The sequence below is a fragment of the Streptomyces milbemycinicus genome, assembly GCF_002154605.1.
Classification (GTDB): Bacteria; Actinomycetota; Actinomycetes; order Streptomycetales; family Streptomycetaceae; genus Streptomyces; species Streptomyces milbemycinicus.
The window spans coordinates 24,320-44,330 of the sequence record NZ_MUNE01000318.1; the positions used below are offsets into that span (position 1 = coordinate 24,320).

15 protein-coding genes are annotated in these 20,011 nt (G+C 69.3%); 5 read left to right on the plus strand and 10 right to left on the minus strand.

Annotated features, from left to right (window positions below; translation table 11 throughout):
• Positions 1-74 precede the first annotated feature (74 nt).
• The 7 genes from CCN51_RS24925 to CCN51_RS24955 all read right to left on the minus strand — a co-directional run bounded on the left by CCN51_RS24925 (position 75) and on the right by CCN51_RS24955 (position 9,070).
• Positions 75-1,613, minus strand: a complete 1,539-nt coding sequence (locus CCN51_RS24925; protein ID WP_014175749.1) for an aminopeptidase P family protein — start codon at positions 1,611-1,613, stop codon at positions 75-77.
• Positions 1,610-2,506: an ATP-binding cassette domain-containing protein gene (locus CCN51_RS24930; RefSeq protein ID WP_014175750.1), complete on the minus strand. Its 897-nt coding sequence runs from the start codon at positions 2,504-2,506 to the stop codon at positions 1,610-1,612. Before CCN51_RS24930 ends, CCN51_RS24925 begins: the two co-directional genes overlap by 4 nt.
• Complete coding sequence (locus CCN51_RS24935; protein ID WP_014175751.1) at positions 2,503-3,414, minus strand: ABC transporter ATP-binding protein; 912 nt, start codon at positions 3,412-3,414, stop codon at positions 2,503-2,505. The genes CCN51_RS24930 and CCN51_RS24935 overlap by 4 nt, the downstream gene beginning before the upstream one ends.
• Positions 3,411-4,406 carry an ABC transporter permease gene (locus CCN51_RS24940; protein WP_014175752.1) on the minus strand — a complete coding sequence of 332 codons (996 nt, stop codon included), beginning with the start codon at positions 4,404-4,406 and terminating at the stop codon, positions 3,411-3,413. The genes CCN51_RS24935 and CCN51_RS24940 overlap by 4 nt, the downstream gene beginning before the upstream one ends.
• Entirely contained in the window at positions 4,406-5,365 is a 960-nt protein-coding gene (locus CCN51_RS24945) for an ABC transporter permease (RefSeq protein WP_014175753.1), read from the minus strand. Before CCN51_RS24945 ends, CCN51_RS24940 begins: the two co-directional genes overlap by 1 nt.
• A gap of 5 nt (positions 5,366-5,370) precedes the next feature.
• Complete coding sequence (locus CCN51_RS24950) at positions 5,371-7,068, minus strand: ABC transporter substrate-binding protein (protein WP_014175754.1); 1,698 nt, start codon at positions 7,066-7,068, stop codon at positions 5,371-5,373.
• A gap of 91 nt (positions 7,069-7,159) precedes the next feature.
• Positions 7,160-9,070 carry a glycoside hydrolase family 127 protein gene (locus tag CCN51_RS24955; protein WP_202948296.1) on the minus strand — a complete coding sequence of 637 codons (1,911 nt, stop codon included), beginning with the start codon at positions 9,068-9,070 and terminating at the stop codon, positions 7,160-7,162.
• 247 nt (positions 9,071-9,317) lie between these two features.
• Between CCN51_RS24955 and CCN51_RS24960 the strand changes: the two genes are divergently transcribed.
• Together CCN51_RS24960 and CCN51_RS24965 are read left to right on the plus strand one after the other, a co-directional pair.
• Positions 9,318-9,860 (plus strand): SRPBCC family protein, encoded by a 543-nt coding sequence (locus tag CCN51_RS24960; RefSeq protein WP_014175756.1) that lies wholly within the window; start codon positions 9,318-9,320, stop codon positions 9,858-9,860.
• A 30-nt stretch (positions 9,861-9,890) separates the two neighbouring features.
• Positions 9,891-12,194 carry an FdhF/YdeP family oxidoreductase gene (locus CCN51_RS24965; RefSeq protein ID WP_043486587.1) on the plus strand — a complete coding sequence of 768 codons (2,304 nt, stop codon included), beginning with the start codon at positions 9,891-9,893 and terminating at the stop codon, positions 12,192-12,194.
• Here CCN51_RS24965 and CCN51_RS24970 read toward each other — a convergent pair.
• Positions 12,181-14,064 (minus strand): LamG-like jellyroll fold domain-containing protein, encoded by a 1,884-nt coding sequence (locus CCN51_RS24970; protein ID WP_014175758.1) that lies wholly within the window; start codon positions 14,062-14,064, stop codon positions 12,181-12,183. The two genes, CCN51_RS24965 and CCN51_RS24970, sit on opposite strands and share 14 nt — an antisense overlap.
• Before the next feature lie 180 nt (positions 14,065-14,244).
• Entirely contained in the window at positions 14,245-15,324 is a 1,080-nt protein-coding gene (locus tag CCN51_RS24975) for an alpha/beta fold hydrolase (RefSeq protein ID WP_014175759.1), read from the minus strand.
• A 493-nt stretch (positions 15,325-15,817) separates the two neighbouring features.
• Between CCN51_RS24975 and CCN51_RS24985 the strand changes: the two genes are divergently transcribed.
• From CCN51_RS24985 to CCN51_RS24995, 3 genes are read left to right on the plus strand one after another with little or no spacing between them, the layout of a single operon-like run.
• Positions 15,818-17,437, plus strand: a complete 1,620-nt coding sequence (locus CCN51_RS24985) for a long-chain-fatty-acid--CoA ligase (RefSeq protein WP_014175761.1) — start codon at positions 15,818-15,820, stop codon at positions 17,435-17,437.
• A gap of 48 nt (positions 17,438-17,485) precedes the next feature.
• Positions 17,486-18,046, plus strand: a complete 561-nt coding sequence (locus tag CCN51_RS24990) for a RidA family protein (RefSeq protein WP_014175762.1) — start codon at positions 17,486-17,488, stop codon at positions 18,044-18,046.
• A 16-nt stretch (positions 18,047-18,062) separates the two neighbouring features.
• Positions 18,063-19,061 (plus strand): aldo/keto reductase, encoded by a 999-nt coding sequence (locus CCN51_RS24995; protein WP_014175763.1) that lies wholly within the window; start codon positions 18,063-18,065, stop codon positions 19,059-19,061.
• A gap of 56 nt (positions 19,062-19,117) precedes the next feature.
• Here CCN51_RS24995 and CCN51_RS25000 read toward each other — a convergent pair whose 3' ends face one another.
• Positions 19,118-19,849 carry an ArsR/SmtB family transcription factor gene (locus CCN51_RS25000; RefSeq protein WP_158104700.1) on the minus strand — a complete coding sequence of 244 codons (732 nt, stop codon included), beginning with the start codon at positions 19,847-19,849 and terminating at the stop codon, positions 19,118-19,120.
• Positions 19,850-20,011 lie beyond the last annotated feature (162 nt).

The window sequence follows — 20,011 nt, forward strand, 5'->3', positions numbered from 1 at the left end:
ACTTCGATGCTTGGGCTTGTTACGGTTCCCCGGCCGACGGGCCGACGGTCCATCGGCCGGGGGTCGGCAGACGGTCAGCGGGTCGTCATCCAGCGCTCCAGACCCGTCGCGTCGAGCGGCAGCGCCGAGGACAGCACCTCCGCACCCTCCTCGGTGACCAGCAGATCGTCCTCGATGCGCATCCCGATCCCGCGCAGCTCCGGCGGGAGGGTGCGGTCGTGCTCGTGGAAGTACAGCCCCGGTTCCACGGTGAGCACCATGCCGGGCGCCATCTTCGCCCCTTGGTACGCGTCGTAGTCCGCCCGCGCGCAGTCGTGCACATCGAGACCCAGGTGGTGGCCGATGCCACACACCAGATAGCGCCGGTGGTGCTGGCCCTGCGGGGACAGCGCCTCGTCGACGGAGACCGGCAGCAGCCCCCAGTCGGCGAGGCCCCGCGCCACCACCTCCATCGCGGCGGTGTGGAAGTCGGCGAAGTCCCGGCCCGGGGCGACGGCGGCCAGGCCCGCCCGGTGCGCCCGCTCCACCAGGTCGTGCGCGGCGCGCTGGGCCGGGCTGAACCGGCCCGAGGCCGGGAAGGTGCGCGTCACATCGGCGGTGTAGTAACTGTTCGTCTCCACACCCAGGTCCAGCAGCACCGCCTTGTCCTCCGCCACCGGGCCGTCGCAGCGCACCCAGTGCAGCGTGGCCGCGTGTGCGCCGCTGCCCACGATGGACGCGTAGCCGGGGCCGTTGCCGTGGGTGCGGGCGTAGCGGTCGAAGGTGCCCTGCAGCCAGCGCTCTCCGCCGCCCGCGATGGCCGCCGGGAACTCGCGCACCACGGCGGCGAATCCCTCGACGGTGCGGTCCACGGCCTGCCGCATCTGCTCGATTTCCCAGGCGTCCTTGACCATGCGCAGTTCGGACAGGGTACGGCCCAGATCGGCGGACGCGGCGAGTCCGTGGCGGTGTGCGGTGTCGGGGTCGAGCGCGCCGGTCAGCAGCGGCTTGGTCAGTCCGGCCAGCGCGGCGTCGAGCTCGTCGAGCGGGCGGACGTCCAGGCCCAGCGCCTCGCTCCACTCGTCAAGCCCGGGTGCGCCACCGACCCACAGCTCGCCGTGCGCGGCGTCGGCGAAGAACCCCAGATCCCCGGGGCGGGCCGGGGTGGGCAGGTGCAGGGTCGCGTCATGGCCCCCCGGTACGGGGCGCAGCACCAGTACGCCGTGCTCCACCCCGCCACACCCGGTCAGCCAGTAGAAGTCGCTGTCCGGGCGGAAGTCGTAGTTGGTGTCGTTGGAACGCACCGGAGCGCGCCCGGCGGCCACCACGATCGGCGCTCCCGGGTGGGCGGCGCTGAGCCGCGCCCGGTGGTGTGCGGCGGCGTCCGCGGCTCCCGGCACGGTCCGGGCGCTGCGGTCGGGGGTGTCCCAGCCCTCCGCCATGAACGCCGCGAAGGAGGGCAGCTCGGCCAGCCGGGGCATACGGGGGTCCAGCCGCGTGGACCGCGGCGAGGACTGCGGCGCGGTGGCGGCGGCTTCCGTGGCGGGGGTATCCGTGGCGGGGGTTTCCGTGGCGATGGCGGGAGCCTCCGTGGCGGTGGCGGTACGGGATCGGGTTGACAGGTCGTCGGTCATGGCAGTTCCTCGGGTGAGGCGGTGATGGACGCGTGCTCAGCGGCGCCCTCGCGGCGCCGGCGGTCCCATTCCGGGTCGATACGGGGTATCGCGGCCAGCAGGGTGCGGGTGTACGGGTCCCGGGGGCGCTCGAAGACCTCCGCGCAGGGGCCGGACTCCACGATGACACCCTGCTTCATCACCGCGATACGGTGCGAAATCCGGCGCACCACGGCGAGGTCGTGGGCGATGAAGAGGTACGAGAAGCCGCTCTCCCGCTGGAGGCGCAGCAGCAGGTCCATCACCTGTGCCTGCACCGACACATCGAGCGCGGAGACCGCCTCGTCGCAGATCACCAGCTTGGGGCCGACCGCGAGGGCGCGGGCGATGCCGATCCGCTGGGCCTGTCCGCCGGAGAACTGCGCCGGGTAGCGGTGCAGATGGTCGGGGTTGAGGCCGACCCGTTCCATCAGCTCCCCGGCGAAGGCCCGCCGCCCCCCGGGGATGGGAAGCCCCTGGTAGACCAGGGGTGCGGTGAGGATGCGCTCCACGGTGTGGCGGGGGTTGAGCGAGGAGAAGGGGTCCTGGAAGACGACCTGGACGTCATTGCGGAAGCGGGCCAGGTCGGTCCCGCGGGCATGGGTGACGTCCCGCCCGGCGAACTCGATGGTGCCGTCGGTGGCTTCCATCAGCTTCGCCACCAGCCGCGCGGTGGTGGACTTCCCGCTGCCGGACTCGCCCACCAGCGCCAGCGTCTCGTGCGGAAACACCTCGAAGCTGACCGAGTCCACGGCGGTGAACACCGATTTGCGCCCCAGCGGACCGCCCCCGCCCCGCGTGGTGAAGCGCTTGGTGAGATCACGGGCGCGCAGCAGCGGCGGTGCATCAGCTTGGCTGCCTCGGCTGCCGGTCACCGGACTTCCTCCTGTGCTGGGGCGGGATCTGTTGGTCGGGCTGGTCGGGCCGTCGGCGATACGACGCCCGGTGCGGCCAGCTCGTCGTCGATACGCGGGATGCTCTCCAGCAGCATCCGGGTGTAGGGGTGGCGCGGCGCGGAGAAGACCCGCTCCGTGTCGGCGTATTCGAGCTGTTCCCCGTCGCGCATCACCAGCACCCGCTGGGCGATCGTGGCGATCACCGCCAGGTCGTGGGTGATGAAGAGCATGCCGGTGCCGGTCTGCCGCTTCAGCTCGGCCAGCAGCTCGAGGATCTGGGACTGCACCGTGACGTCCAGCGCGGTGGTGGGCTCGTCCGCGATGAGCAGGGCGGGTTCGCAGATCAGTGCCATCGCGATCATGATGCGCTGACGCTGTCCACCGGAGAACTGGTGCGGATAGCGGTCGACCCGCTCGGCCGGGTCCGGGATGCCGACCCGGCCGAGTGCGTCGATGGCCATCCGGCGGGCCGCGCGGCGCGAACCGCCGCGGTGGCAGCGGTAGACCTCGGCGATCTGGAGGCCCACCGTGTAGTACGGGTTGAGCGAGGACAGCGGGTCCTGGAAGACCATGGACATCGCGTTTCCGCGCAGCCGGCGCAGCTCGGCGTCCGGGCGGCCGAGCAGTTCGGTGCCCCGGAACCGGATGCTGCCGCTGGTGCGCGCGCCCCGTGGGAGCAGCCCCATGACGGCGAGCGCCGTCATGGACTTGCCCGAGCCGGACTCGCCGACGATGCCCAGGGTTTCGTTGTTCCGCAGAGTGAAGGTGTTGTCGCGGACGACGTCCACCGGTCCGCGAGTGGTCGGGAAGGTCACGGTCAGGCCCTCGACCTCCAGCAGGTCCGCGGACTCGTCCGGTCCGGCCCGGTGGGCTGGGGATTCGGTCATGACGCGGTGGTCCTTACGCGCGGGTCCAGCGCCGTGTAGAGCAGGTCGACCACGACGTTGCCGATCACCACGAAGAACGCCGCCAGCAGCGTGACCGCCATGATCACCGGCTGGTCGTTCTTCGCGATCGCGTCCGAGGCCATCTTGCCCACGCCGTTGAGGCCGAAGACGGTTTCGGTGATGAGGGCGCCGCCGAGCAGACCGGCGAAGTCCATCCCGAAGATGGTGACGATCGGGGTGAGCGCCGGCCGCAGCGCATGCCGGCGGAGTATCAGGACCGGCCCGAGCCCCTTGGCGCGGGCCGTGCGCATGAAGTTCTCGGCGAGCGTGTCGATGACGTTGGCCCGGGTCATCCGGGCGTAGAGACAGGCGTATCCGATGGCGAGCACGATCCACGGCATCAGATACGACTGGAACCAGGCCACCGGATCGTCGCCGAACGGGATCGCCGCGGGAAACGGCAGCACTTGCCACTTGACCACCAGCAGGTACTGGAGCGCCAGGGCGAGTACGTACGGGGGGATGCTGGAGCCGCCGAGCGCCAGCGCCATGGTGGAGCGGTCCCACCACGTACCCTCCTTGACCCCGCTCAGCAGCCCGATGGTGACCCCGCCGAGCAGCCAGAGCACGGCCGCGCCGACGGCGACGGTGACGCTCACCGGGAGCCGCTCGAGGACCATCTCCCACACCGACTGGCCGCTCTGGAAGCTGTAGCCGAGGCAGGGGGCGGGGCAGTGGACCAGATTGGCGCCCGAGCCGTAGTCCCGGCCGGCCACGATGCCGCGCAGGAAGTCCCCCAGCTGCTGAAGGAAGGGGCGGTCGAGGCCGAGGGAGGTCCGGATCGTGTCGATGCGCTCCGGTGTGCAGGTCTTGCCGCAGATCATCACCGCGGGGTCGGGTGAGAGCTGGAAGAAGATGACATAGGTGAACACACAGACTGCCAGCAGGATGACCAGCACCCAGGAGAGCCGGCCGGCGACGTAGCGGAGCATCAGGAGGCCTCCCCCGCGTCCAGGGCGTGCCGCAGCCGGTCGCCCACCACGGTCAGGGCGAGCACGGTGCCGAAGAGGAAGGCGCCGGGGATCACGAAGTACATCGGGTCCACCTGGTACCAGCTGACCGAGTTGGCGATCATCTGCCCCCAGGAGGCGGTCGGCGGGGTGACCCCGACGCCGAGGAAGGAGAGTCCGGCCTCGGTGCCGATGTATCCGGGCACGGCGAGCGTGGTCATCACGATGATGGTGCTGCGCAGATTGGGCAGGATCTCCGCGAAGATCAGCGCCCGGCTGCCGGCCCCGGAGGCCCGCGCCGCCTCGACGAACTCCCGGCCCGTCAGGGTCAGCGTCTGACCGCGCACCACACGCGCCAGATACGGCCAGCCGAAGACACTCAACACGATCACCAGCAGTACCGGGCGGTTGCCGGCCGGCAGCGCGGACAGCACCGCGATCATGAAGATCAGGGCCGGGAAGGCCATCAGGAAGTCCATCAGCCGGGAGATGACCTGGTCCACCCAGCGGCCGTAGAACCCGGCCAGCAGGCCGAGCACCACGCCGATGACGGTGGTCAGGAGGGTCGCGGAGACGGCGATCAGCATCGAGATCCGCGCCCCGTAGGCGATCCGGACCAGGATGTCGCGGCCGTTCTGCGGTTCCACGCCCAGCCAGTGGTCGCCGCTGATGCCACCGAGCGACCCCTTGGGCAGCCCGCCCAGGTCCTTGTCGACGGCCGCGCTGTCGAAGGTGTCCGGGCCGTGCCCGGCCAGCGTGCCGATCAGCGGCGCGAAGAGGGCCATCAGCACGATCAGGACGAGAAACGCGGTGCTGAGCACGGCCCCGATGTCGCGCCGCAGCTCGCGCAGGACACGTCGCGCGGTGCCGCCGGGCGGCGCGGCGCCGGTCGGTGGCGAGGGCAGTGACGGCTGCGCCTCGTGGAGGGTGGTGGTCGCCATGCCGGTTACTTCTTCGGGTCCGCGAGGCCGATGCCGACCAGGTCGATTCCGCCGCTGTACGAGATCGAGGTGTGGGCGCCCGCGATATTGGTGCCGACCACCAGCACGGTCTTGGAGTAGTTGAGCGGCACGATCGGGGCGCGCTTCATGATCTCGGCGTCGAGCTTGCCGTAGGCCTCGTTCTGCGCCGTCTCGTCCTCCATCGCCGCGATCTCGTCGATGCGCTTCTGGATCTTCTTGTCGTCGAGCATGGAGAGCACCGAGTTGCCCTTGTCGGAGATGAGGCGTCCGTCGAACAGCGGCGGCAGGAAGGTGGTGCCGCCCGGCCAGTCCGGGCACCAGCCGGTGAGCGCCGCGTCGTGCTGCTGTGAGGGCGTGCCGATGACCTCGTAGAAGGTCGAGGTGTCAATGGTGTTGATCTTCACCTTGATGCCCACCCGCTTCAGCCCCTGCTGGACGGCCACCGCCACCGCCTGCTCGGTGGCGTTGGCGCGGGCGTCCACGGTGAGGGTGAAGCCCTTGGACTGGCCGGCCTCGGCCAGCAGTTTGCGGGCGGCTTCCGGATCGCCGGTGCCGTCCTTGGAGGGATACACATCCGTGGCGTCCCGCCCGGGGATCGACGGGGGCTCGATGGAGGTGGCCGCGGTGGCCAGGGCGGAGCCGCCGAGGGCGTCCACCGTGGTCTGCTTGTTGACGGCGTACTCGATCGCCTGGCGCACCCGGACGTCCCGGAGCGGCCCCTTGGTGGTGTTCAGGCTCATATACGTGGTGCAGCCGGTCACGCCGGCGAGCGTGCGCTGCTTGAGCTGCGGTGTCTGGAGCCGGGCGATGGTCGCGGGCTGCACCTTGGGGCCGACGGCGTTGATGTCCTTGCCCTGCCCCGCTATCAGACGCTCGTCGATGGTCGCCGCGTCCAGGCCGAAGGTCCATACGAAACTGTCCGGGCGGGCGGCGCGCACCGTGTCGGTGGAGCGCTTCCAGTGCTTGTTGCGGACCAGCTCGAGCGACGAGCCCCGCCGGTAGTTCGCCACCTCGTACGGGCCGGACGCGATCGGCTTGGTGTCGAAGGCGGCCTTGGCGCCGGTGCCCTTGGGGAAGGGGGTGAAGTTCGGCTGTGCGACGACGCTGGAGAACTGCGGATAGGACTTCTTGAGATGGAAGACGATGGTGCGCTCGTCAGGGGTCTCGATGGTGTCCAGGTCGCCCGACTGGTACGGGCCCTTGTAGTCGGCGGGTGCGGCGATGACCTGCTTGGCGTACGGCGAGCCGATGCCCGCGTCGGGATCCCAGGCCCGCTCCACGCCGAACTTGACGTCCTGGCTGGTGATCGGGGCGCCGTTCTGGAAGAACAGCCCCTTCTTGAGGGTGAAGGTCCAGGTCTTGTTGTTCTCGGACGCCCGGCCGGTGTCGGTGGCCAGATCGCCGACGATCTTCGTCCCGTCGCTGTGCGGACCGGCCGCCTCCCGGGTGGTGAGGGTGCGGTAGATCAGGCGGTAGAAGTTGTTGACCCCGCCGTCGAAGCCGCGCGCCGGATCGAGGTGCGAGAAGTCGGGCTTCTCCAGGAAGTGCACGGTGCCGCCGGTGGCGGGGTCCGCGGTGGGCTTGGCCTGGCCGGAGGCGGCCGGGCCGCCTCCGCTGCAGGCGGTGAGGGTCAGGGGAATGGCAGTACACAGGGCGGCGCAGGACAGGACGGCTCTTCTCATGGCACCTTCTCCGGGAGTGAGCAACGTGCGGACATGGGACGTACGCGGGGGGACGTACATGTGGGGGGGGAGAGATACGGGCGTGGGGTGATCAGGTGTTTCTGATCCACACCCGCATGGGGCCGGGCTCTCGGTTGCCCCAGGCGAAATACGGAACGAGGGTCAGCTCGGCGGTGTCGGTGTCGGTGCCGGTGCCGGGCTGCGCCTGCTGCGGGCCGGTCGCGAGCACGGGATACAGCTCGGGTGAGGGCGGCGGCGCGACATCCGCGGTGACCCCGATCAGCGGCGCTCCCGACGGCACACCATCGGATTCCGGGGCGACCGCGGTCCGGGCGGCCGCGATGTGTTCGGCGCCGATCACCACGTCGTCGACACCGGCCGGGCAGTCCTGCTGCTCCACGCAGTAGACCAGCGGCCCCCGGGCCACCGCGACCGTGCCGCGCGTCGCGTCCAGGTAGGGGTGGGAGACATGGCCGCGGACCGGCATGGGCAGGCTCAGCCGCAGTTCGTCACCCGGGCGCCAGCGCCGCTCGACGGTCAGCCAGCCGTCCGACACGTCCCCGGCCGCGGTCTCTTCGCCCGCCGTGCCCACCGTGAGCCGGACCTGTCCGGGGTCCGCCCAGCCGGGCACCCGGAGCGAGATCCGGTACGGCTCGTCGGGCGCCCGGCGTACGGTGAGCCGCACCTCGCCGTCCCACGGATAGCCGGTCGCCATGTCCAGCGCGGCCTCCGCCCCGTCCACACCGGCCTGGGCGTACCCCGCGACCAGCAGTTCCCCCGGCCGTTCCGCGACGAGGAAGTCGGCGAGCTGGGCCATCCAGCGCACCACGTTGGGCGGGCAGCAGGGGCAGCTGAACCAGGCCTGGCGCAGCGGCTCGCCGCCCTCCTCGGCCCCGCTGCGCTGCTCGTGGTCGGGGCGCCGCTGCAGCGGGTTGTCGTAGAAGAAGGCGCGCCCGTCCGCTGAAAGACCCACGGCGAACGCGTTGTACAGGACGCGCTCCAGGACATCGGGGTAGCGGGCGTCGCCGGTGGCCAGGAACATCCGCCAGGCCCACTGCATGGTGCCGATGGCCGCGCAGGTCTCGCTGTAGGAGCGTTCGGAGGGGAGTTCGTAACGGTCCCCCACGGCCTCGTCGGAGTGGCGGCTGCCCAGCCCGCCCGTCACATACAGCTTGGTGGCCACCATGTCGTCCCACAGCCGCCGCAGCGCGTCGAGCAGGGTGCGGTCGCCGGTTTCCAGGAACACATCGGTGGCGCCCGCGGCCAGGTAGGCCATCCGCACCGCGTGTCCGGTCACCGACGGGAGTTCACGCAGCGGCAGATGGTCCTGGAAGTACGCGGAGCCCATGCCCCGCGATGGCACAGTGCCCCGGCCTCGGCGGTCGACGAACAGCCGGGCCTGGGTCAGATACCGCTCGTCGCCGGTCTCCCGGTACAACTCCACCAGGGCCATTTCGACTTCGGGATGGCCGCAGACCGCATCCTCGCCCTGCGGTCCGTAGCGCTCCACCACCAGATCCGCGAAGCGGACGGCCACGTCCAGCAGGCGTTTGTCCCCGAGCTGCCGGTGAGCGGCGACCGCGGCCTGGATGAGGTGACCGAGGTTGTACATTTCATGACCCCAGGAAAGATCTTCCCAGGGCGCCTTGGCGCAGTCGGGATCCTGGAAGAAAGAGTTGAGATAGCCGTCCGGGGCCTGGACGCGCTCCAGCAGGTCCACGGTCTCCTCGTAGAAGTCCCGCATCGCCTGCCGGCCACCGTCGTCGTCCGGCCGCGCCAGCTCGTAGGCCAAGCCCTCCAAGGTCTTGTAGAGGTCGGTGTCCAGGAACGGATACCGGCCGCGGTAGGGCGTGTCCTGCCGCTTCTCGTCCGACACCTCGGGCAGCAGCCGGCGGAGGTTGTCGAGGTTACCGGCCTTCCTGAGCTGCTCCAGCGTATGCGGCGCGGTGGCCTCGCGGTTGCGCCGCTGCCAGTCGGCCAGCAGTCCCCCGGTGATACGCACGCGTGAGCCACCCAGGGGCGTCACAGTCTGACGAGCCATCCGACCTCCAGTGCCGTGTAGCATTGCACTGCACCATAAACACAGTTGCGGGCCATGCCAAGGGTTGTGCGGAACGGAAACCTCCGTGCCCGCCTGTTTCATCGGACGAGGTACGGGGGACCCGCGGGCTCGCACCAGAACCCTCATCACGCGTTCGGCCTCAGCTGCGGGGTTTCCGCACGCCGCAGCTGAGGAGAGGCAGGCCGCCATGACCCTGATCCGGGCTTCGGTCGACATCGATGTGCCGGTCGATATCGCCTACAACCAGTGGACGCAGTTCCCTCTCTTCCCCCGCTTCATGGACGGGGTGAAGCGCGTCGACCGGCCTCAGGCCAATATGACCCACTGGGTCACCAAGATGTACGGCGTCACCCGCGAGTTCGACGCCGAGACCGTGGAGCAACGTCCTGATGAGCGGCTGAGGTGGCGCTCCCTGGAGCATCCCGAGCGCTCGGGCCGCTGGAGGAGCAGGCCCAGGCACGTCGGCCGGGTGGAGTTCCAGCCGCTCGAAGGGGACCGCTCCAGGGTGACGCTGGCGATGTCCTTCAGACCCAGCGGAGTGATGGAAAGAGCAGGTGGCGGCCTGGGCATCGTCCGCCGCCATATCCAGGGCGAGCTGGAGAACTTCAAGGAATTCATCGAAGAGGAGGGGAGCGAGACCGGAAAGTGGCGCGGTGCGATCAAGGACGGCTATGTGCAGCCCGAGTCCGGACAGGAGCGCCCACAGGTTCCGAACTGGCCGTGCGGCTGACCGGCGCGGACCGACGAAAGGTGCACTGCGATGGAGGACCCGAGGACCCCGGATGGGCATGATGACAACGCAACGGTGACGCCGCCCAAGACCTGGGCCGTCGGCGTCCCCGGGGTGGCGAACGCGCTCAAGTACTCGCTGAGCCAGACATCGCCTCGGCGTACCGCTCTGACGCTGCTGAACATAAATCAGACGAAGGGTTTCGACTGCCCCGGCTGTGCGTGGCCGGAGCCCGAACCGGGCATGCGGCATCGAAACGAGTACTGCGAGAACGGCGCCAAACACGTCAATGACGAGGCGACGACGCGCCGGATCACCGCCGAATTCTTCCGCCGGTATCCGGTCTCGGAACTCGGCCGCCGATCCGACCAGTGGCTCAATCAACAGGGCCGGCTCACCGTGCCCATGGTGAAGCCGCCCGACGCGGACCACTACGAGCCGATCAGCTGGAGCGGTGCGCTGCAATTGATCGCCGACGAGCTGCGGGGGCTGGACTCGCCGAACGAAGCGGTCTTCTACACCTCCGGACGGGCCAGTAACGAAGCCGCGTTCGTCCTCCAGCTCTTCGCCCGCGCCTTCGGCACCAACAATCTTCCCGACTGCTCCAATATGTGCCATGAGTCCAGCGGCGCGGCGCTGTTCGAGACACTGGGCATCGGCAAGGGAGACGTGAGCCTGACGGATATCTACCACGCCGATCTGATTTTTGTGGTGGGACAGAATCCGGGCACCAACCATCCCCGGATGCTGTCCGCGCTGGAGGAGTGCAAGCGCCGGGGCGGCCGGATCGTCGCGGTGAACACCCTCCCCGAGGCCGGGCTGATGCGCTTCAAACACCCGCAGGAGCCCCGCGGTGTGATCGGCCGCGGCACCCCGCTCGCCGACCAGTTCCTGCATATCCGTCTCGGCGGCGACCTCGCCCTCTTCCAGGCCCTCAACCTGCTCCTTCTGGAGGCCGAGGAGGCCGCGCCCGGCACGGTGCTGGGCCGGAGCTTCATCGACTCCCATACCAGCGGCTTCGCCGAGTTCGCCGAACACCTCCACAAGACCGTCTCCTGGCCGGATGTCCTCACCGCCACCGGGCTCACCCGCGGGGAGATCGAGGACCTGCGCGATCTGGTGCTGCGCAGCGGCCGGATCGTGGTCTGCTGGGCGATGGGGCTGACCCAGCACAAACACGGCGTTCCCACCATTCGCGAGGTGGTGAACTTTCTTCTGCTGCGCGGGAACATCGGGAAGCTCGGCGCCGGCGTATGCCCGGTGCGGGGTCACAGCAATGTCCAGGGCGACCGGACCATGGGAATCTGGGAGCAGATGCCGCAGGAATTCCTGGACGCACTGGAAAAGGAATTCTCCTTCACCCCGCCGGCCGCACACGGCTGGGATACGGTGGCCTCCATCAAGGCCATGCTCGACGGCCGGGCGAAGGTCTTCCTCGGTCTGGCCGGAAACTTCGTCCGCGCCACGCCCGACAGCAAGGTCACGGAGCAGGCGATGCGCCAGTGCCGGCTCACCGTGCATATCTCCACAAAGCTGAACCGCTCACATGCGGTCTGCGGCCGGACAGCGCTCATCCTCCCCACACTCGGCCGCAGCGAACGCGATATCCAGGCCGGCGGAGAGCAGTTCGTCACGGTCGAGGACTCGATGAGCGAGGTGCACGCCTCCTACGGAAAACTGGAGCCCGCCTCCAAACACCTGCTCAGCGAGGTGACGATTCTCAGCAGACTGGCCCGGCGGACCCTGGGCGACAAAGTGCCGGTCTCCTGGGAGCGCTTCGAGACGAGTTACGAAACGATCCGGGAACACATTTCCCATGTCGTGCCGGGTTTCCACGACTTCAACGCCCGGGTGCTCAAACCTGGCGGCTTCAGACTTCCGAGCCTGGTCGACGAGGGAATTTTCGAGACGGCGACCGGAAAAGCAATGTTCACCTGCAATGAATTCGACATGCTGCAAGCGCCGGAAGGGCATCTCATCCTGCAGAGCCTGCGCTCCCACGACCAGTGGAACACCGTCCCGTACACCTTGAACGACCGCTACCGCGGCATCCACGGCTCCCGCCATGTCGTCTTCGTCAACCCCGCCGATCTGCGTGCGCTCGGCCTGCAGCAGGACGACCGGGTCGATCTGGTGAGCGTCTGGCACGACGGGGTCGAGCGCCGTGCGGAAGACTTCCAGCTGGTCGCCTATCCCACGGCGCCCGGGTGCGCCGCCGCGTACTACCCGGAGACCAACGTCCTGGTGCCGTTGGACAGTGTGGCGGACATCAGCAATACGCCGACGTCGAAGGGGATCGTGGTCCGTCTGGAGGAGCGCGTCAGGCACACATGAAGTCCCGCACCGCCAGCGCCCGGTCCACGACCCGGACGTCGCCGATCCAGCCGTTCATGACCTGGTCGATCTTCCCGCCGTACTCATAGCCGCCCAGCAGCCAGGGCAGCCCGAGGGTGGTGAGGCCGGTGGCCACGGTCGAGGGGTTGCGGGCCACCGGGCAGCCGTCCACATACATCGTGGTGTGCCGTCCGTCGTTCACCACCGCCGCATGCCACCAGGTGTTCAGCGGCAGCTCATGGCTCCAGTTGGTGACCGCGCCGTCCTGGTTCAGCGGATAGACGGCCCACTGGAGCCCATGGCCGTCGGACAGCGAGAGGGTGACCACCGGCTCGTCCGTGTCCCCGCCGGTCTTTCCGGCATCGCCGCTGCGGCCCCGCCGGCTGAGCAGCGCCGACCAGGCGTTGTGCCCGCTGTCCCAGTCTGCGGGCAGCTTGAGGAACGCCTCGACGGTGTAGCCGGAGCGGAAGGTCTCGCCGCTCAGCGGGGCGCCGTCGGCCGTACGCAGATAGGCGCCGCGCAGCGGGGGTTTGTCGCCGTGGAAGGCGAGGCTGCCGTGTCCCGGCTGGTCGGGGTGGTACTCATCGGACCAGGTGAGGGCGGTGGCGGGGCTGCCGTCCACGGTGACCTTGGTGAGGTGGTTGCCGCGGCCGGAGTGGTCGGTGATCCGTACGGAGTCCTCGACGGGAGCGCCGTTCCGGTCCCCCTGGTCGAAGCGCCAGTACGCGACCGTACCGGGGATCACCATCCGGGAGGCGGGCCGGGCCGGGCGCGGGGCGACGGGGGCGAACCCGGCGAAGCGCCGCTCGAAGTCGACGGGGATGCTGAAGTAGTCCTGCGGACCCGTGCGTTCGATCTCGCCGCGCTCCAGCTCGTTGAGTTCGTCGTCGGCGCGGCCGAGGATCCAGGGCGAGAGCGTCCGGACGTCGATGGTGTTACGGGCCAGGTCGAACTGGTAGAGGCGGATCATCCCGGCGCCGCCGTAGTAGCGGTCCTGGTAGTTGGTGATGTGCAGATGGACGTCGTGGCCCGCGGTGTTCTTGCGGACCGTGCGGGCGGGCGGCCAGTAGTGGCCGTTGAGCGTCAGGAATATCTGGTCGTGGTCCGCGATCAGCTCGTCCCACAGCCACTGGCCGTGGTCGGAGAACTGCGCCTCCTCGCCCTCGCGGTCCGCGTAGACCAGTTCATGGGTGGTGAGCAGTACCGGGGTCCTGGGGTGTTGTGCGATGACGTCCCGCGCCCAGGCGATGCCCTTCGCGGAGGGGCGCCAGTCCAGGGCGAGCACCAGCCACTCCCGGCCCGCGGCGCGGAAGGTGTGGTACGTGTTGTAGCCGTCCGGGCTCGCGCCGCGGAACGAGGGCGCGGAGCGGAACCGCCGGGGGCCGAAGGTGTCCAGGTAGGGCGTCCGGCCGCGCTGGTCGTCGGTGCGCGAGTCGAGGTCGTGGTTGCCGGCCACCACGCTGTAGGCGGCGCCCCGCTCGTCCAGGAGCCGGAAGGCCCGGCCGATCGGCCCGAATTCGGCGGGCTGTCCGTGTTCGGTGAGGTCGCCGAGGTGGGACAGGAAGACGATGTTCTCCTCGCGTGCGCGGCTGAGGAGATAGCGGAAGGACGCCTCCACCGGCGCCGGGTGGATGCTCTCGCCGTCGAAGAGGTACTGGGTGTCCGGCATGACGGCGACGGTGAACCGCGGGCTGTCGGGGTCGGGGCGCCAGGCGGGGGCCTGTTCGGCAGCCGGTTCGGCGGCCCCGGCGGGCGCCGCCTCGAGACCGGGGATCGCCACGCCCGCGCCGACGAGTCCCGTGGTGCGCAGGAAGGTACGGCGGCGGGTTCCGGTCTGCGGCTCACTGGCCTGATCGGGTCTTCTGCACATGGCGCTGCTCCACGCGGTGGTACGGGGGTGATGGAGCGCACGCTATGAGCCGCGGGGGTGCGAACACAGGAAGGTGGTCGGTAACGGACGGGGAAGTGCTCATGAATGCCCCGGTGGGCGTCCGCCGTACGGGCCGGGCCGGGCCGCGGGCGGTGGCGGTGGCGGATCCGGTCGGACCGATCAGAGATGGTCCACGTCGACGACGGCCCGGGCGAAGGCCGTGGGCGCCTCCTGGGGCAGGTTGTGGCCGATGCCCTCCAGGGTGCGGTGCTCGTACGCGCCCGTGAACCTGTCCCGGTACGTGCTGCCGTCGCCCGGCGCCGTGAAGGGGTCGAGCTCGGGGTCGAGGGTGATGGTGGGTACCTCGATGTACGGCCGTGCGGCGAGCCGCTTCTCGAGACCGTCGTAGCGGCGCTCGCCGTCGGCGAGACTCAGCCGCCAGCGGTAGTTGTGGATGACGATGTCCGCGTAGTCGGGGTTCTCGAAGGCCGCGGCCGTGCGCTCGAAGGTGGCGTCGTCGAAGTCCCATGTCGGGGAGACGGTCTCCCAGACGAGCCTGGTCAGCTCGGAGCGATGGGTCCTGTCCTCCATGGCCTGCCGGCCTCGCTCCGTGGCGAAGTAGTACTGGTACCACCAGGTGTGCTCGGCCTTCGCCGCGATCGGCTCGAGGTTGGCCTTGAGGTTGGTGATGAGGTATCCGCTCACGGACACCAGCGCCTTGCACCGCTCGGGCCAGAGCGCGGCGATGATGTCGGCGGTGCGCGATCCCCAGTCGAAGCCGGCCAGCACGGCCTTCTCGATCTTGAGGGCGTCCATCAGGGCGACGATGTCGAGGGCGACGGCCGACTGCTGGGCGTTCCGGAACGTCCGGTCCGAGAGGAAGCGCGTCGTGCCGTGGCCGCGCAGATAGGGCACGATCACCCGATAGCCCTCCTCGGCCAGGAGGGGAGCCACGTCGACGAAGCTGTGAATGTCGTAGGGCCAGCCGTGCAGGCAGATGACCGCGGGGCCGCGGGCGGGGCCCAGCTCGGCGTAGCCGACGTCGAGCAGACCGGCCCTGACCTGCTTGAGCCGGGGGAAAGCGGTGTGCGTGCCGGGGGCGGGCGCGGTCGCTGTCGCGGCCTTGTGCGAGGTGGCGGCGTTCGGTGTGGCGACGTTCGATGTGGCAGCGGAGGCGGTCGGCAGGCCCAGCGGGCCGGTCAGCGAGGCGGCCGCCGCGCCCGTACCCAGGGCCTTGCCGAAGGTACGCCTGTTGATCATCTGGAAGCCTCCGCGTCGTCCGGTGTCGGCCTGCTGTCGCAGGAGATCCGCGGGATGACTGTCGCACAGGCTTCGTCACCGGTCAAACAGGTGACGCAATCCATGGAGCGGACGCCCGCCGACGGCGGTCACAGGGTGACCGACTTGTACTCGACGTACTGGGCGAGCCCGACGGCGCCGTACTCGCGGCCGCGGACACCCCGGCCGCCTGGGCGAGTTCGCTGCTACCGCAGCTGATGCACCTGGCCGCGCAGCAGCTGCCCCATCTCAGCGACGCCCAGGCCGCCGACATGGTGGTCGACACCTTTCTGCGCGGGCTCGGCGCGCAACAACCCGCACGGTAACCCGCAGTCGCCACGCCATCACCAACACACTTCGGCCCCGGCCAAACGGTAATTCCGAATACTTGGAACGGGCAGCCGGTGCGCACTCCGTGCCGGAGCTCAAGGACCGACCCCGCAGGCAGAGTGCTCTTCGTGTGAAAGGTAGTCGGATGCAGCAGGCAGTGCCGGAGGTCCCGCTCACCATCCCGTCGATGATCACGAGTCGGGCCGAAAAGCTGTTTGCCGGCCGGCCGGTGGTCAGCCGGGTCGGGGAGGGCCTTCACCGCTCGACATGGGGCGAAGTGGTGGAGCGGGCCCGGCGGTTGGCCGGGGCGTTGCGGGAGCTGGGCATCCGGCCGGGCGACCGGGTGGCGACCTTCGCCGGGAGCACACACCGGCACGTCGAGACCTATCTCGCCGTACCGTCGATGGGCGCGGTGCTGCACACGGTGAACACCAGCCTCCCCGCCGAGCAGGTCGCCTACATCGTGGACCACGCCGACGACTCGATCGTGCTCTGCGACCGCAGCCTCCTCTCCGAGTGGCGGCTGGCCGAGAAGCAGCTGAGCCGCCCGCGACGCGTCATCGTCCTGCCCGACTCCACCGACACCTCGCGGGACGGAGACGCGCTGGACTACGAGGCGCTGCTCGCCGCGGCGGAGCCGGTGGAGACCTGGCCGGTACTGGAGGAGAGCGCCCCGGCCCACACCAGCTATACGACCGGTACGACGGGGCGCCCCAAGGGCGTGGTCTTCAGCCACCGCAGCACCGTTCTGCAGAGTTTCTGCACGGGCCTCACCGACGCGGAGGGGCTTTCCTCGTCCGAGACCCTGCTGGCCCTGGTCCCGTTGGGGCTCAGCCAGGTCGGGCTGCCCTTCGCCGCCGCGCTGCACGGCTCGGCGCTGGTTCTGCCGGGCCGCGATCTGACCCCGGCCGGGGTGTGCGAGCTGGTGGAGAAGGAACGCCCCACCGTGGCCGTGGGGTTCGGGGCAGCGCTGACCGGGCTGCTCGACCACTGGCGGGCCCAGCGCCCCGATCTGTCGTCGCTCAAGCGCATGGTGTGCGGCGGCTCTCCGGTCGCCCGGCCGATCTCGCGCGCCTTCGACGAAGAGGTGGGCTTCCCGGTCGTCCAGGTCTTCGGCATGACCGAGACCAGCGGCCACGGCAGCTTCAGCGGGCTCCCCGCGGAGGTGGGCGAGCGCCCGACCGAGGAGACCCGCGGGTACTACGCGACCTCACAGGGGCGTCCGCTGCCGCTGGTGGAGATGAGGATCGCCGACGACGCCGGGACGGAGATGGCGCGGGACGGCCACACCATGGGGGAACTGCAGGCGCGTGGCCCCTGGGTCGCCCGCGAGTACTCCCGCGAGGGCGCCCAGCCCGACAAGTTCATGGACGGCTGGCTGCGCACCGGCGATGTGGCCGTCATCGACGAACTGGGCTACATCCGCATCGTCGACCGGATGAAGGACCTGGTGAAGTCCGACGGGGAGTGGATCTCCTCGCTCAAGCTGGAGGAGCAGCTGCTCAACCACCCCGCCGTGGTGGAGGCCGCCGTCGTCGCGGTCCCCGATGCGAAGACCGGAGAGCGCCCGCTGGCCTGCGTGGTGCTCCGCGCGGAGGCCGGCGAATCGGTGACGGGAGAGCAGCTGCGCGAGTTCCTGGCCTCCCGGGTCGCGGCCTCGTGGGTCCCGGACACCATCGAGCCGGTCGCCGCACTGCCCAAGACCAGCATCGGCAAGATCGACAAGAAGACCCTGCGGGCGCGGTATTCCGAGGACACCGCCTGAGGTCGCACACACATCAGCCGCACAGAAGCCGAGAAGAGGAATCTCATAGTGGCGCAGTCCGCAACGACCAGCGAGGAAGTGCACCAGCAGGTGCCGGCCGCAGATCGGGTGTCGAGCCAGGAAGTGTCCAAACGGCTTGCGGTGCGAGGACTGTCGCTGCCGGAACCCTGGCGCATCCCGATCAGCCCCGATGTGAAGATTCCGGCCCAGCTGGTGCGGGTGGTCGGCTCCCGGGTCTTCATCTCGGGGCATGTACCGATCAGCACAGTGGGGCAGCTCACCGGCCCCTACGGCAAGATCGGCGACACCGTCGGCCTCCCCTCCGCACAGGACGCCGCGGTGCGGACGGTTCTGTCCATGGTCGCGAGCGTCGAGCGCACGGTGGGGGACCTGAGCCGGGTGAGGGCGTGGTGCCGACTGCACTGCATGGCCAACGCGGTTCCCGGCTTCTTCGACTTCCCCGCCGTCTTCAACCCGGCTTCGCAACTCCTGCTCGACATGTTCGGCGAGGACATCGGCTACCACGCCCGGGTGGCGGTCGGCGTGGCCGGGCTGCCGTGGGATGTGCCGGTGGAGATCGCGGCGGAACTCGAATTGCACCCCGAGTGAGAGTGAGGACACCACGATGAAGACACGCATGCTGGGCGGACTCGAGGTCTCCGCCATCGGTCTCGGTTGCATGGGCATGTCGCAGAACTACGGTCCTGCCGACCGGGGTGAGTCGATTGCCTCCATCCACCGGTCGCTCGACCTCGGCATGACGTTCCTCGACAGCTCGGATATGTACGGGGTTTCGAGCGTGTCCGGGATGGGGCACAACGAGGAGCTGATCGGCGAGGCCATCGCCGGACGCCGGGACGAGGTGACGATCGCCACCAAGTTCGGCATCAAGGGCTGGTCCAAGGACGGCAGTTTCGTCCTCGACTCCAGCCCGGCGTATGCGAAGCAGGCGTGCGAGGCGTCCCTGCGCCGGCTGAAGGCCGATGTCATCGACCTCTACTACCTGCACCGCAGGGACCGTTCGATGCCCATTGAGGAGATCATCGGCGGTATGGCCGAGCTGGTGACCGAGGGGAAGGTCCGCCACATCGGCCTGTCCGAGGTCAATGAGGACACGCTCCGGCGGGCGCACGCCACCTATCCCCTGGCGGCCCTGGAGAGCGAGTACTCGCTGTTCGCCCGGCACAACGAGCCCGCCATTCTGCCGGCGTGCCTGGAACTGGGCATCGGACTGGTCGCCTTCTCACCGCTGGGGCGGGGCATGCTGACCGGCACGGTCCGCACCCTGGAGGGGCTGTCCGATGACGACTACCGGCACACCGACCCCCGGTTCCAGGGCGACAACCTCGTCCGCAACCTCGCCCTGTTCGACCGCATCCAGGACTTCGCCAAGGAGGCCGGAGCGACCACCGGGCAGATCGCACTCGCCTGGCTCCTGGCCAAAAATGAACACATCGTTCCGATCCCCGGCACCAAGCGAGTGCGCTACGTGGAGGAGAACGCGGCGGCGGCCGACGTTGTGCTGACCGCCGCCCAGGTCGGCGAACTGGATGCGCTGGTGCCCGGTGACGCGGTGTCGGGAGACCGGTATCCGGAGGGAATCATGCGGACGATCGACGCCTGACCGCTACAGGCGCGGCAGTGCCGCTGAATGGACTGGGGCCTGGTCGATGACGGTGGTCATCGGGCAGGCCCCAGTTCGCACAGTGTCAGACCGAAGGTGCGCCGTAATCCGGCCAGACCGACCCTCGTCGGGGCGACGGTGCGGTCGTCCTTGGAGGCCCGTGTCAGCCATCCGAGGCTGAAAAGACGCTGGGTCAGGGCCGCGGCCAGACCGCCGGCGATGTGGTGGCTCGGCCCGCTCCAGTCGGCGCAGCCACGGACGATGGGCCGCCGGGAGTCCTTCAGCGGCTCACAGGTGATGCCCAGGGGGCGGCGTTGATCCCATGTCTCGAATTCGACCTCCCATTGCTGGGCGTCCCGGCGGATCAGGCCCTGTTCCTGCAGTGCTTCGGTGAGTGCCACCCCGAGCTTCCCGCCGAGATGGTCGTAGCACGTTCTTGTCTCGCTCAGAACACTCGGACCGTGAGCCGGCGGGGCGGGCGGCGTCAGATCCGGGGCCACCGAGGCCAAGGCGTCCAGCGCGACGGCGACGTCGTGGCTCGCGAGCCGGTAATAAGCGTGCCGCCCGACGCGCTCGACATGCAATATGCCTCCTTCGACCAGCTTGCCCAGATGTTCGCTGGCGGTCGGCCTGGAAATTCCGACCAGGGCCGCCAGCGAACTGGCTGATAATGGCTGGCCCGTTGTCAACTCACCGACCATGAGGGCACGCGTCCGATCCCCTAACAACTGTGCCACCGTGGCGATATCAGGCCCGAACTCCGGTGATCGTCCCATGTCGATCACCATAACCTCGGCCCCGCCGAAGCCAACTGAGCGACACGCCGAAGTAGGGAATTCCATAGTCATTTTCGGCCTCGCCCACAGGAACGGAATCTTTACTTCCAACGAATCCAGAGAGACTGATGGATTCACCTCCCATCGGAACGGAATGAAGTATTCCGATTGCCT

Excerpts from the sequence above, each read along its gene's own strand:
- CCN51_RS24975 (WP_014175759.1), bottom strand. The coding sequence starts at position 15,324 with ATGATCAACAGGCGTACCTTCGGCAAGGCCCTGGGTACGGGCGCGGCG.
- CCN51_RS24950 (WP_014175754.1), bottom strand. The coding sequence starts at position 7,068 with ATGAGAAGAGCCGTCCTGTCCTGCGCCGCCCTGTGTACTGCCATTCCC.
- CCN51_RS24970 (WP_014175758.1), bottom strand. The coding sequence starts at position 14,064 with ATGTGCAGAAGACCCGATCAGGCCAGTGAGCCGCAGACCGGAACCCGC.
- CCN51_RS25000 (WP_158104700.1), bottom strand. The coding sequence starts at position 19,849 with ATGGTGATCGACATGGGACGATCACCGGAGTTCGGGCCTGATATCGCC.
- CCN51_RS24935 (WP_014175751.1), bottom strand. The coding sequence starts at position 3,414 with ATGACCGAATCCCCAGCCCACCGGGCCGGACCGGACGAGTCCGCGGAC.
- CCN51_RS24925 (WP_014175749.1), bottom strand. The coding sequence starts at position 1,613 with ATGACCGACGACCTGTCAACCCGATCCCGTACCGCCACCGCCACGGAG.
- CCN51_RS24940 (WP_014175752.1), bottom strand. The coding sequence starts at position 4,406 with ATGCTCCGCTACGTCGCCGGCCGGCTCTCCTGGGTGCTGGTCATCCTG.
- CCN51_RS24985 (WP_014175761.1), top strand. The coding sequence starts at position 15,818 with ATGCAGCAGGCAGTGCCGGAGGTCCCGCTCACCATCCCGTCGATGATC.
- CCN51_RS24965 (WP_043486587.1), top strand. The coding sequence starts at position 9,891 with ATGGAGGACCCGAGGACCCCGGATGGGCATGATGACAACGCAACGGTG.
- CCN51_RS24960 (WP_014175756.1), top strand. The coding sequence starts at position 9,318 with ATGACCCTGATCCGGGCTTCGGTCGACATCGATGTGCCGGTCGATATC.
- CCN51_RS24995 (WP_014175763.1), top strand. The coding sequence starts at position 18,063 with ATGAAGACACGCATGCTGGGCGGACTCGAGGTCTCCGCCATCGGTCTC.
- CCN51_RS24945 (WP_014175753.1), bottom strand. The coding sequence starts at position 5,365 with ATGGCGACCACCACCCTCCACGAGGCGCAGCCGTCACTGCCCTCGCCA.